This window comes from Blastococcus sp. SYSU D00820, assembly GCF_054050695.1.
The window spans coordinates 110523-123057 of sequence record NZ_JBJGZW010000002.1 but is presented as its reverse complement, the minus strand read 5'-3'; the positions used below and the strand labels follow the sequence as shown (position 1 = coordinate 123057).

The following is a 12535-nucleotide window of genomic DNA, read 5'->3' as shown; positions in this document are numbered from 1 at the left end:
GGTCAGACGATCTTCTGGCTGGCGAGGAAGTCGACGAACTTCTGCGCGCCGTCGCCCTCGTCGGGCACCTTCACGCCCTCGCCCTTGGGCGGGCGGCCGGCGAAGTCGAGGACCTGGGTCGCGGCGGCACCGAGGCCGACGGAGCCGGCGTCGACCCCGACGTCGGCCAGCGTCAGGCTCTGCACCGGCTTCTTCTTGGCGGCCATGATCCCCTTGAAGGAGGGGTAGCGCGGCTCGTTGATCGTGTCCCAGGTGGAGACGATCGCCGGGAGCGGAGCCTCCAGCGCCCAGTAGCCGCCGTCGGTCTGCCGCTCCACCTTGGCCACGCCGCCCTCGACGGTGAGCTTGCGCGCACCGGACAGCTGCGGGATGCCCAGCCGCTCGGCGAGCAGGGCCGGCATGACGCTCATCTGGCTGTCGGTCGCCTCGGCGCCGCAGAGGATGAGGTCGTACTCCAGCTGCTGCAGCGCAGCGGCCAGGACGGCGGAGGTCGCCAGCGCGTCCGAGCCGTGGATCGCCGGGTCGGAGACGTGGACGGCCTTGTCCGCACCCATCGACAGCGCCTTGCGGATCGCGTCGGTCGCGGTGTCGGGGCCGACGGTCAGGACGGTGACCTCACCGCCCTGGGCCTCCTTGACCGTCAGCGCCTCCTCGATCGCGTACTCGTCCATCTCGTTGATGACGTTGTCCGCGGTCGCCCGGGCGACGGTGTTGTCGGACGGGTCGAGCTTGCGCTCGCTGCCCGAGTCCGGGACCTGCTTGACCAGAACGACGATGTTCACCGTCAGACCCACCTCCACGGGGGACACAAGGACGCGGGCGGCGGCCCGCCTGGCTCCGATCATGGAGGTTACCCAGGAGTAACGCGGACGAGCGTCCCGGTCCCGGTGAGGCCCGTCACGCCGCCGCCGGCCACTCTCCCGTGGCGGCGAAGCGCCGCAGCGTGGCGGCGTGCGGGGCCAGGTCCAGGCCCTGCGCGGCCACCCACTCGTCGGAGTAGTAGGTGTGCGCGTACCGCTCGCCGCCGTCGCACAGCAGGGTGACGACGCTGCCGGTGCGGCCGGCGGCCAGCATCTCGGCGACCAGCGTGAACGCGCCCCACAGGTTGGTGCCGGTGGAGCCTCCGGCCCGCCGTCCGGTCACCTCCTCGAGGTGGCGCATCGCGGCCAGCGACGCGGCGTCGGGCACGCCGATCATCCGGTCGACGATCGTCGGGACGAACGACGGCTCCACCCGGGGCCGGCCGATGCCCTCGATCCGCGAGGGCATCCCGGTGGTCCAGTCCGGCCGGCCGGCGGCGTAGCCCGGCAGGAAGGCGGAGTTCTCGGGGTCGACGACGGCCAGCCGGGTCGGGTGCCGCCGGTAGCGCAGGTAGCGGCCGATGGTCGCGCTGGTGCCGCCGGTGCCGGCGCCGACCACGACCCACTCGGGCACCGGGTGTCGCTCGCGGGCCAGCTGGTCGAAGACCGACTCCGCGATGTTGTTGTTGCCCCGCCAGTCGGTGGCGCGCTCGGCGTAGGTGAACTGGTCGAGGTAGTGCCCGCCGCACTCGGCGGCCAGCCGGCGGGCCTCGTCGTACATGTCCGGCGCGCGGTCGACGAAGTGGCAGCGGCCGCCGTGGAACTCGATGAGCGCGACCTTCTCCTCGCTCGTCGAGCGCGGCATGACCGCGACGAAGGGCAGCCCGAGCATCCGCGCGAAGTACGCCTCGCTGACCGCGGTCGAGCCGCTGGAGGCCTCGACCACCGGGCTGCCCTCGGTGATCTGCCCGGAGCACAGCCCGTAGAGGAACAGCGACCGGGCCAGCCGGTGCTTGAGGCTGCCGGTCGGGTGGGTCGACTCGTCCTTGAGGTAGAGGTCGATCCCCCACTCCGGCGGCAGCGGGTAGACCAGCAGGTGCGTGTCGGCACTGCGGTGCGCGTCGGCCTCGACCATCGCCACCGCCCGGTCGACCCACGCCCGGCGGGCGGGGTCGGACCGGTCGACGTCGGTGCGGTCGACGTCCGTGTGATCCGCGTCGGTGTGATCCGCGTCGGGGTGATCCGCGTCGGGGTGGTCGTCGGCAGCGCTCATCCCGCCATGATCGGGCACGCGCCGTGACGCCGGGCGTGCACTGCGCCATCCCCGCGGGGAGTCGCGCGGCCGGGCGCCGTCCGGGGCGCCGCGGCACTCCCCGTCCCGCCCCGCGCGTCCTACCCTGCGCGGCACCGGGGGCGGCCGTGGCCCGCACCCGCAGAGGGGGGTGCCGATGACCGCGACCCCGCGCCGCTTCGGGTCCTACGAGCTCGAGGAACTGGTCGGCGTCGGCGGGATGGGTGAGGTCTGGCGCGCCCTGGACACCCGCCGCGACCGCTGGGTCGCCCTCAAGCTGCTGCCCGACCTGCTGCACGCCGACCCCGAGTACGTCAGCCGGTTCCGCCGCGAGTCGCACGTGGCGGCCCGGCTGCGCGAGCCGCACGTCATCCCCATCCACGACTTCGGGGAGATCGACGGCCGGCTGTTCATCGACATGCGGCTGGTCGACGGCCGCGACCTCGGGCAGGTGCTGGCCGACGGCCCCCTCTCGCCGGCCCGCACGGTCGCGCTGCTCACCCAGGTCGCCGACGCGCTCGAGGCCGCCCACGCCGACGGCCTGGTGCACCGGGACGTCAAGCCCAGCAACGTGCTGGTGACCCCGCAGGACTTCGTCTACGTCGTGGACTTCGGGATCGCCCGCTCGGTCGGGAGCACCCGGACGTCGCTGACCATCACCGGGGCGACGGTCGGGACGCTGGACTACATGGCGCCGGAGCGCTTCACCGACCAGCCGCTCGACGGCCGCGTCGACGTCTACTCCCTGGCCTGCGTCCTCGCCCAGTGCCTGACCGGCACCCGGCCGTTCCGCGGCGAGGACCTCCCCGCGCTGCTCTACGCCCACCTCTACACCGATCCGCCGCGCCCGAGCCAGGTCATGCCGGGGATCCCGCCCGCGCTGGACGAGGTGGTCGCCCGCGGCATGGCCAAGCGGCCCGAGGACCGGTTCTCCAGCCCCCGCGAGCTCATGGACGCCGCCCGCGCGGCCCTCGCGCCGGCCGCGGCGCCGGTGCCGCGGGCCCCGGAGACGGTTCGGGCGGGGCCGCCGCCGATCCCCGCGAGCGGAACGCCGGACCTCGGTCTGGCCGCCCGCGGCGGCCACCGCTCCGTGGACCCGCTGCCCTCGCCGGCACTGGCGTCGGCCGTCCCCCCACCGCCGGGCGCCTCCGCGGCGCCCGGGGGACGCGGCGGCGGCCGGCGGGGGCGGCGGCCGGTGCTGCTGGCGGCGCTCGCCGCCCTGCTGCTCGTCGCCGGGGTGGTGGCGGTGCTCCTCTGGCCCCGCGACCAGACCCCGACCGCGACCGGCAGCACCACCGGCGGAGCAGGTGCGGGAGCGGGCGCCGGGTCCGCGCAGCCCGGGGCGCCGTCGGCCGACCGCGAGCGGCCCGGCGACGAGGCGCCGGCCGATCCGGCACCGAGCCTGGCCGTCCCGACCCAGGAGGGTCAGCCGGTGCCGGTGCCGCCCACCCCGGGGTACCTGGCCGTGGCGCCCAACGGCCGGTACGCCTACATCGCCCACCGGGCGGAGGGCATCGTGTCGGTGCTGGACCTCACGTCCCTGCAGGTCGCCGCCCGCATCCCGATCGACGCCGGCCCGCCGCAGTTCATCACCTTCTCGCCGGACGGCAGCCGGGCCTACATCACCGTCACGAACGCCGACTACACCGAGAACTTCGTCGTCTACGTCGACACCGCCACCAACCGGCCGCTCGAGACCGTGCCGGTGGGCCTGCGGCCCTTCGCGCCGGAGACCTCCCCCGACGGCGCGCTGCTGTACGTGCCGCTGCACAACGAGGGCCGGGTCGAGGTCCTCGACACCGCGACCGGCGAGGAGGTCGACTCCTACGAGGTCGCGCCGAACCCGCACTGGATCGACGTCAGCGCCGACGGCCGGTACGGGTACACCGCCAACCACGAGTCCAACGTGGTGTCGGTGCTCGACCTCTTCGACGGCGGCGCGGTGGTCGCCGAGCTGCCCGCGGGCACCTCACCGCACAGCGTGGCGGTGTCCCCCGACGGCAGCCTGGTCGCGGTGGTCGCCTTCGACAGCGGCGACCTGCACGTCATCGACACGGCCAGCAACACCGTCGTCGCCACCCAGCAGGTCGGCGCGCAGCCGCAGGACGTCACCTGGGCGCCCGACGGCGCGCACCTCTACACCGCCGACGTCCGCGGCGGCACGATGACCGTCGTCGACACCGAGACCTGGCAGGTCACCGCGAGCCCGCCCACCGGCTCCTCCCCGACCAGCGTCGCGGTCTCCCCCGACGGCACCCGCGCCTACGTCACCAACCTCGACGACGCGACCGTCACGGTCTTCGCCCTGTCGGCCTGACGCCGTCAGGCCGGGGCGTCGGGCTCGACCGGCGCCACCAGCGCCGGCCGCTCGGCCGGGGTGACGGTGACCGCCGTGCCGGGCGTGAGCCCCTGGCTGTCGGCGCTGGCGACGTCGACCTGCACCTCCAGCCCGTCCGGCAGGGCGACCGCCAGGCGGGTGGAGGCACCGGAGAAGGTGCGGGTGACCACGCGGCCCTCGCCCCGGGGGTCGGCCGCGACGGTCAGCGCCTCGGGCCGCACCAGCGCGACCGCGGGCCCGGGCGGCGGGGTGTCGCCGAGGATCTCCCGCCGCACGCCGAGGAACTGCACGTCGCCGTCGCCGAGGACGGCGGGGATGCGGTTCATCGTGCCGACGAACTGGGCCACGAACGCGGTGGCCGGCCGCTCGTAGAGCTCGTCGGGCGAGGCCACCTGCTCCAGCCGGCCGGCCCGCATGACGCCGACCCGGTCGGCCACCGACAGCGCCTCGGACTGGTCGTGGGTGACGAACACCGTGGTGATGCCGAGCTCCAGCTGGATCCGCCGGATCTCCTCGCGCAGCTGCACGCGGACCTGGGCGTCCAGCGCGGACAGCGGCTCGTCGAGCAGCAGCACCCGCGGGGCGACGGCGAGCGCGCGGGCCAGCGCGACCCGCTGCTGCTGGCCGCCCGACAGCTGGTGGGGGTACCGCTGCGCCCGGTCGGAGAGGCCCACCAGCTCCAGCAGCTCGTGCGCCCGCTCCCGCCGCTCGGCCCTGGCCCCCCGCCGGCGCACGCGCAGGCCGAAGGCGACGTTGTCGGCCACGGTCATGTTGGGGAACAGGCTGTAGGCCTGGAACACCATCCCCATGTCCCGCTTGTTCGCCGGGACGGCGGTGATGTCCTCCCCGCCGAGCAGCACCCGGCCGGCGTCGGGCTGCTCGAACCCGGCGATGGCCCGCAGCGCGGTCGTCTTGCCGCAGCCGGAGGGGCCCAGCAGCGCGAGGAACTCCCCGCCGGCGATGTCGAGGTCCAGCCCGTCGAGGGCGAGCACCGAGCCGTAGCGGCGGGTCAGCCCCTCCAGGCGGACGGCGACGCCCGGTCGCTCGCGCAGGGCGTCGACCGGCGCCGGGCCGGCGGCGTCCCCGGTGGTCGTCGACTCTGCGGGCACCGTGGTCACGCGGACTCCTCTCCCGACCGCCGGCGGTCCAGCGCCGAGATCAGCAGCAGCAGGACCCAGGTGAGGAGCAGGGAGAGCACCGAGACCGCGACCGACAACTGCGGCTGCGATCCGCCGATCCGCACGATCCACGTCGGGAACGTCTCGAACCCGAGGATCGCGGCGATCGTGTACTCCCCCAGCACCAGGGCGAGGGTCAGGAAGGCGGCGTTGAGCACCGAGGTGCGCAGCGCCGGGAGGACGACCGAGACCAGCACCCGGGGCCAGGAGGCGCCGAGGTTGCGGGCGGCCTCGGTGAGGGTGCGCAGGGGCACCCCGCGCACGCCGGCGTCGAGGGCGCGGTAGACGAACGGCAGCGCCAGGACGACGTAGACCAGCACCAGGATCCAGGGCAGCGACGGCTCCTGGAGAGCGAACATCGCGTCGGCCAGCGGCGTCCCGAAGAAGTAGTCGGGGGCCCAGGCCAGCACGCTGCGCACGCCGACGACCAGCGCGATCGGTGGCAGCACCAGCGGCAGCAGGGTGAGCAGCTCGACCGTCGTCCGCAGGCGGGGCAGCCGCAGGTCGACCAGGACGACCGTCGGCACCATGAGCACCAGCGCGATGACGACGGTGAGCGCGGCCAGGGCCAGGGAGCGGCCGAACGCCTCGGCGAAGCCCTCGGCGCCGGGGATGCCGGTGTAGTGCTGCCCGGTCAGCCCGCCCTCGCGGCGGTCGCGGACGGTGAACCACACCGAGGCGCCGATCGGCACCAGGAAGTACACGCCGAGGACGGCGAGCACGACCCACCGCCACCAGCCGGTGCCGCGCCGCTCGGGGCGCACCGGCGCGTCGGGCGCGACGCTCCCGGCACCGGCGACGCCGGCGGTCGACAGCGTCACGACAGCCACCGCTGCGTGCGCCGCTGGACCCAGGCGTAGAAGACCATGACCAGCCCGATCAGCACGACCATGCCGAGGGCCAGCGCCTTGCCCAGGTTCTCCGCGCCCACCACGACGTTGCTCGACAGCGCGTCGGCGATCTGCAGGGTGACCAGCGGCAGGCTGCTGCCCACGAGGGCCTTGGCCGTGGCGTAGGCGGCGAACGCCGAGGCGAACAGCAGCATCGCGGCGCCGATGACCGGCGGGGCGAGCACCGGGCCGCCCACGTACCGCCAGTACTGCCAGCCACTGGCGCCCAGGTTGTCGGCGGCCTCGCGCCACTGCGGGCGCAGCGCCTCGAGCGCCGGGGTGATGGTGAGGACCATCAGCGGCACCAGGAAGTACAGGTAGACCAGGCCCAGCCCGACCATCGACGCGAGGGTGAAGCCCCCCAGCCCGAGGCCGAGGGTGTCGGTGAGCAGCGCCGTCACCACGCCCTGGTTCCCGATCGTGGCCAGGAAGGCGAAGGCCAGCGGGATGCCGCCGAAGTTGGCGAGCACGCCGGAGGCGGTCAGCACCAGCCGGCGCAGCAGCCGGCCGCGCCGGGCGCGCAGGATCGCCACCGCCAGCGCCAGGCCCAGCACCGCGCTGACGACCGCGGTGACCACCGACAGCTGCAGGCTGCCGACGTAGGCCCGCCGGTAGGCGCCCTCGGTGATCGTGCCGAAGTTCTCCGCCGACCAGCCCTCCTCGAAGGTGATCGGGTCGGTGACCCGGAAGGCCTCCACCGCGAGGACGAGGACCGGCAGCAGCAGGAACAGCGCGACGTAGAGCAGGAAGGGCAGCACGCCCAGCACCGACAGCAGCCGGGCGCGCCCGGCGCCGCCGCGGCGCCCGCGCAGCGACCGGCCCGGCCCGGCGACCTCGCGGTCGCCGGCCCGGGCCGGGGTGGCGGTGCTGGTACTCAGCCCGACATCTCCTCGTTCCAGCGGGAGGTGACGACCTGCTTGGCCTCGGCCTCCTGCTCCTGGGTCGGGAAGTCGGCCTCGCCCTCGACCTCGGGCAGCGCGTCGACCAGCGCCTGGTCGGCGGTGCCGGCCTCGAGCATGGCCGGCAGCCGGACCGGCCGGGCGCCGCCGGCCAGCCACAGGTTCTGCCCCTCGTCGCTGTAGAGGAACTCCTGCCACAGCCGCGCCGCGGCCGGGTGCGGGGCGTAGGCGCTGATCGCCTGGCTGTAGTAGCCGCCGACCAGGCCGTCGGTGGGCACGTGGACCTCCCACGTGGACCCGGCGGCCTCGAGCTCGTCGGTCTGCGCGGCGTTCACGTAGTCCCAGTCCAGCGAGATCGGGGTCTCGCCGTTGAGCACGGTGGCCGGCGTGGACTCCACCGGGTTGAAGTTGCCGCTCTCCTTGAGGTCGACGAAGAAGTCGATGCCCGGGCCGATGTCGTCGAGGCTGCCACCGTTGGCCAGCGCGGCGGCCCAGACGCCGGCGAAGGCCGCCTGCGCCTGCGTCGGGTTGCCGTTGAGGGCCACCTGACCGGCGTAGCGGGGGTCGGCCAGCTCGCGCATCGTGGTCGGGCACTGCTCGACGATCGAGGCGTTGCAGCCGATCGACAGGTAGCCGCCGTAGTCGTTGTACCAGTGGCCGTCGGGGTCCCTCTGGTCCTCGGGGATGTCGTCCCAGGTGGCCACCTTGTAGGGCGCGAGCAGCCCCTGCGCCTGGGCCTGGCGGGCGAAGGAGAGGCCGAGGTCCAGGACGTCGGGCGCGCGGTCCTGGCCGCGCTGGCTCTCGACCGCGTTCAGCTCGTCCTGGCTGGAGCCGTCGGGCGAGGCGCTGTTGACGGTGATGCCGTACTTCTCCTCGAACGTGGAGATGATTTCGCCGTAGTTCGCCCAGTCCGGCGGCAGGGCGATGACGTTGAGCTCGCCCTCGGCCTGGGCGGCCTCGACGAGGTCCTCCATCGTGCCGAAGTCCTCCAGCGAGGTGGCCGAGGCGGCCTCGCTGTCACTCCCCGAGCCACCGCCGGACGAGTCGCCCCCGCCGCAGGCGGTCAGGGCGAGCGCGGCCGCGGCGAGCACGGCCGCCGTCCTCGTGGTGCTGGTCCTGGGGTGTCGCACGGATCTCCTCCAAGGGTTCGGTGCCGCGGACCGGGACCGCTGTCGGTCCCGGGGCGCGGCCTCCGAGATTGTGACCGAGAGAGCGGCCGCCGGCGCCCGTGCTGGACGACGATCGGGCGAACAGCAGGTGTCAGCGACCGGCGAACCGGGCCTTCCCCGGCCCGCTCTCGAGGAACGAGCGCATGCCGGTCTTCTGGTCCTCGGTGTCGAACAGCCCCGCGAACAGCCGGCTCTCCAGCTCCAGGCCCTGGGGCAGCGGCAGGTCCAGCCCCTCGTCGATGGCCTGCTTGGCCGCCGCCAGCGCCAGCGGCGGGCCGGCGGCGAACTTGCGGGCCATCGCCAGGGCGGTGTCGTACACCTCGGCGTCGGGGACGGCGGCGTCGGCCAGCCCGATCTCCACCGCCTCCTCCGCACCCACGTGCCGGCCGGTGAAGACGAGGTCCTTGGCCCTGGCCGGGCCGACCAGGCGGGCCAGCCGCTGCGTGCCGCCGGCCCCGGGGATGACCCCGAGCAGGATCTCGGGCTGGCCGATCTTCGCGCCCAGGCCCATGACCCGGAAGTCGGCGCACAGCGCCAGCTCGTAGCCGCCACCGAGGGCGTAGCCGGTGATCGCCGCGATGACCGGCTTGGGGATGCGCTGGACCGCGGTGAACGAGTCGGTGAGCTCCCGCCCCCAGGCCACCATGGCCGCGCCGTCCAGCTGGGACATGGCTTTGATGTCGGCGCCGGCGGCGAACACCCGCTCGCCGCCGTACAGGACGACGGCGCGCACGTCGGCGCGGTCGGCCGCCTCCAGGGCCGCCGCCCGGACCTCCCGGTGCAGCTGCTCGTCGATCGCGTTCATCTTGGGACGGTCGAGGCGGATCGTGCCCACCCCGTCGCTCACCTGCAGGGTCACGAACTCCGGCGCTGACAAGGGCACCTCCGGGCGGGGACGACGTCGTCGCCCGAACACTAAGGGGACGGGCCGCTACGCGCGGCGGGCGGTGTACCGGCCGTCGCGGCGCTCGACCTGCAGCGGCACGCCGAAGGTCTCCGACAGCCCCTCCGCGGTGACCACCTGCTCCAGCGGGCCGGCCGCGACCACGCCACCCTCGCGGAGCAGCAGCGCGTGCGTGTAGCCCGGCGGGATCTCCTCGACGTGGTGGGTGACCAGCACCTGGGCGGGGGCGTAGAGGTAGCGGGCCAGGTCGCCGAGCCGGCCGACGAGGTCCTCCCGGCCGCCGAGGTCCAGGCCGGCGCCGGGCTCGTCGAGCAGCAGCAGCTCCGGGTCGGGCATCAGCGCGCGGGCGATCTGCACCCGCTTGCGCTCCCCCTCGCTCAGCGTGCCGAACGGGCGGTGCGCGAAGGCCTCCACGCCCCACTGGCGCATGAGCAGCGCCGCCCGGGTGAGGTCGGCGATGTCGTAGCGCTCCCGCCAGCGGCCGACGACCGCGTAGCCGGCCGAGACCACGACGTCGCCGGTGCGCTCGTTCGGGGCGATCCGCTGGGCGAGGGCCGCGCTGGTCAGGCCGATCCGCGGGCGCAGCTCGAAGACGTCGACCGCGCCGAGCGTCTCCCCCAGCAGCCGCACGGTGCCGCGGGTGGGGTGCATGTGCGCCGAGGCCAGCTGCAGCAGCGTCGTCTTCCCGGCGCCGTTCGGGCCGAGCAGCACCCAGCGCTCGTCGGCGCGGACGGTCCAGTCGACGCCGCGCAGGAGGTACGTCTGCCCCCGGACGACGTCCACCCCGCTGATCTCGACCACCGGCTCCGCCACCGCGGCGCTGCTCGACACGGAGACCATCCAACCAACCTGCCCGGCCCGTCCTGCGACCCGACCCGCGGTCGGGTTGGCAGGATCGGCGGATGCGCAGTGCGACCGACGTCGAGGTGTGGCCGGGTTCCCCCACACCGCTGGGCGCCCACTGGGACGGCAACGGCACGAACTTCGCCCTGTGGTCGGCCGGGGCCACCGCCGTCGACCTCTGCCTGTTCGACCCCGACGGCACCGAGCACCGCCACCGGCTGCAGGAGACCACCCACCAGGTGTGGCACGGCCGGCTGGCCGGTGTCGGCCCCGGTCAGCGCTACGGCTACCGGGTGCACGGCGGCTACGACCCCGGCTGGGGGCTGCGGCACAACCCCGCCAAGCTGCTGCTGGACCCCTACACCCGCGCCGTGGACGGCGAGGTGGTGCTGCACCCGTCGCTGTTCGGCTACCCCGGCGACGCGGTCGACGCCACCACCCCCGACCTGCAGGACTCCGCGCCCTACGTGCCGCGCGGCGTGGTCGTCCACGACCCGTTCCCCTGGGACGGCGACCGGCGCCCGGGCACCGCCTGGTCGGACACCGTGATCTACGAGGTGCACGTGCGCGGCGCGACCATGCGCCACCCCGAGGTGCCCCCGGCGCTGCGCGGCACCTACGCGGGGCTGGCCCACCCGGCGTTCGTGGCGCACCTGCAGTCGCTCGGCGTCACCGCCGTCGAGCTGCTGCCGGTGCACCACTTCGTCAGCGAGCCGCACCTGATGCGGCGCGGGCTGACCAACTACTGGGGCTACAACACCCTCGGCTACTTCGCCCCGCACGCGGCCTACAGCGCGGCGGGCTCGGGCGGCCGGCAGGTCACCGAGTTCAAGGCGATGGTGAAGGCCCTGCACGCCGCGGGCATCGAGGTGATCCTCGACGTCGTCTACAACCACACCGCCGAGGGCGACCACACCGGCCCGACGCTGTCGCTCAAGGGCATCGACAACCCCGGCTACTACCGGCTCGACGGCGGCAACCGGGCCCGCTACACCGACTACACCGGGTGCGGGAACACCCTCGACGTCCGCCGTCCGCCGGTGCTGGCGCTGCTCATGGACTCGCTGCGGTACTGGGTCACCGAGATGCACGTCGACGGCTTCCGCTTCGACCTCGCCGCCGCACTGGCCCGGTCGTTCCACGACGTCGACCGGCTCTCGGCCTTCTTCGACGTCATCCACCAGGACCCGGTGGTCAGCCAGGTGAAGCTCATCGCCGAGCCGTGGGACATCGGCGAGGGCGGCTACCAGGTGGGCAACTTCCCGCCGCTGTGGACCGAGTGGAACGGCCGCTACCGCGACACCGTCCGCGACGTGTGGGCCGGCGCGCACGTCGGCGTCCGCGACCTGGCCTACCGGCTGACGGGCTCGTCGGACCTCTACCGCTCCGACGGGCGCCGGCCGTTCGCCAGCATCAACTTCGTCACCGCCCACGACGGCTTCCCGATGCGCGACCTGGTCACCTACGAGCGCAAGCGCAACGAGGCCAACGGCGAGGACAACCGCGACGGCGAGAGCCACAACCGCAACTGGAACTGCGGCGTCGAGGGGCCCACCGACGACCCCGAGATCCAGGCGCTGCGCGACCGCCAGGTGCGCAACCTGCTGACCACGCTGCTGCTGTCCACCGGCGTCCCGATGCTGACCGCCGGCGACGAGCTCGGCCGCACCCAGCAGGGCAACAACAACGCCTACTGCCAGGACAACGAGATCTCCTGGCTGGACTGGACGGCGACCGACGACGACCTGACCGCCTTCGTGTCCCGGCTGATCCGCATCCGGCGGGAATCCCCGGTGCTGCGCCAGGAGGCGTTCTTCGAGGGGCACGAGATCCCCGGCACCGGCGGCACCCGCGACCTGGCCTGGTTCGCCCCCGGTGGCGGGCAGCTGACCACCGCGGACTGGTTCGACACCGGCCTGCAGACCGTCGGCATGTACCTCGACGGCCGCGGCATCCGCCACCGCGACGAGCGCGGCCGGCGGGTGGTCGACGACTCGTACATGGTGTGGCTGCACGCCGGGCCGGAGCCGGTGCGGGTGGAGCTGCCGGGCCCGCCGTGGAGCGACGGCTACGAGTTCGTCGTCTCCACGGAGTACCCGACCGGGGCGCCACCCCGGCCGGCGGTGGTCGCGCCGGGACCGGTGGAGATGGCGCCGCGGACGGTGTGGCTGCTGCGGGTGCTGCGGAGGCCGTGAGGCCCACAGAGGCACAGGAGGCTCTGCG

The 12535-nt window shown here is 74.2% G+C and carries 10 protein-coding genes; 2 read left to right on the top strand and 8 right to left on the bottom strand.

Annotated features, from left to right (window positions below; translation table 11 throughout):
• Positions 1 to 2: 2 nt before the first annotated feature.
• Positions 3 to 782 carry an electron transfer flavoprotein subunit beta/FixA family protein gene (locus tag ACI79R_RS04545; protein ID WP_456572388.1) on the bottom strand — a complete coding sequence of 260 codons (780 nt, stop codon included), beginning with the start codon at positions 780 to 782 and terminating at the stop codon, positions 3 to 5.
• A gap of 115 nt (positions 783 to 897) precedes the next feature.
• The gene (gene cds1, locus ACI79R_RS04540) at positions 898 to 2073 is read right to left on the bottom strand and encodes an L-cysteine desulfhydrase Cds1 (RefSeq protein ID WP_456572387.1); all 1176 of its coding nucleotides are present in this window, start codon (positions 2071 to 2073) and stop codon (positions 898 to 900) included.
• 175 nt (positions 2074 to 2248) lie between these two features.
• Between cds1 and ACI79R_RS04535 the strand changes: the two genes are divergently transcribed.
• Positions 2249 to 4408: a protein kinase domain-containing protein gene (locus ACI79R_RS04535; protein ID WP_456572386.1), complete on the top strand. Its 2160-nt coding sequence runs from the start codon at positions 2249 to 2251 to the stop codon at positions 4406 to 4408.
• Positions 4409 to 4413: 5 nt separating this feature from the next.
• Here ACI79R_RS04535 and ACI79R_RS04530 read toward each other — a convergent pair whose 3' ends face one another.
• The 6 genes from ACI79R_RS04530 to ACI79R_RS04505 form a co-directional block, all read right to left on the bottom strand.
• Positions 4414 to 5547 (bottom strand): ABC transporter ATP-binding protein, encoded by a 1134-nt coding sequence (locus tag ACI79R_RS04530; RefSeq protein ID WP_456572385.1) that lies wholly within the window; start codon positions 5545 to 5547, stop codon positions 4414 to 4416.
• Positions 5544 to 6428, bottom strand: coding sequence for an ABC transporter permease (locus ACI79R_RS04525; RefSeq protein ID WP_456572384.1), 885 nt, complete (start codon positions 6426 to 6428; stop codon positions 5544 to 5546). Before ACI79R_RS04525 ends, ACI79R_RS04530 begins: the two co-directional genes overlap by 4 nt.
• Positions 6425 to 7255, bottom strand: a complete 831-nt coding sequence (locus tag ACI79R_RS04520) for an ABC transporter permease (protein ID WP_456572383.1) — start codon at positions 7253 to 7255, stop codon at positions 6425 to 6427. Before ACI79R_RS04520 ends, ACI79R_RS04525 begins: the two co-directional genes overlap by 4 nt.
• 116 nt (positions 7256 to 7371) lie before the next feature.
• Positions 7372 to 8526 (bottom strand): ABC transporter substrate-binding protein, encoded by a 1155-nt coding sequence (locus ACI79R_RS04515; RefSeq protein ID WP_456572382.1) that lies wholly within the window; start codon positions 8524 to 8526, stop codon positions 7372 to 7374.
• A gap of 130 nt (positions 8527 to 8656) precedes the next feature.
• A complete protein-coding gene (locus ACI79R_RS04510) occupies positions 8657 to 9424 on the bottom strand; it encodes an enoyl-CoA hydratase/isomerase family protein (protein ID WP_456572381.1) in 768 nt (255 codons plus the stop codon).
• A gap of 72 nt (positions 9425 to 9496) precedes the next feature.
• On the bottom strand, positions 9497 to 10300 hold the full coding sequence (locus ACI79R_RS04505) for an ABC transporter ATP-binding protein (RefSeq protein WP_456572380.1): 804 nt from the start codon (positions 10298 to 10300) through the stop codon (positions 9497 to 9499).
• 71 nt (positions 10301 to 10371) lie between these two features.
• Here ACI79R_RS04505 and glgX point away from each other — a divergent pair, with 71 nt between their 5' ends.
• Entirely contained in the window at positions 10372 to 12507 is a 2136-nt protein-coding gene (glgX, locus tag ACI79R_RS04500) for a glycogen debranching protein GlgX (RefSeq protein WP_456572379.1), read from the top strand.
• Positions 12508 to 12535: the final 28 nt, after the last annotated feature.

Coding starts and splice junctions, on each gene's coding strand:
- cds1 (WP_456572387.1), bottom strand. CDS start 2,073: ATGAGCGCTGCCGACGACCACCCCGACGCGGATCACCCCGACGCGGAT.
- ACI79R_RS04535 (WP_456572386.1), top strand. CDS start 2,249: ATGACCGCGACCCCGCGCCGCTTCGGGTCCTACGAGCTCGAGGAACTG.
- glgX (WP_456572379.1), top strand. CDS start 10,372: ATGCGCAGTGCGACCGACGTCGAGGTGTGGCCGGGTTCCCCCACACCG.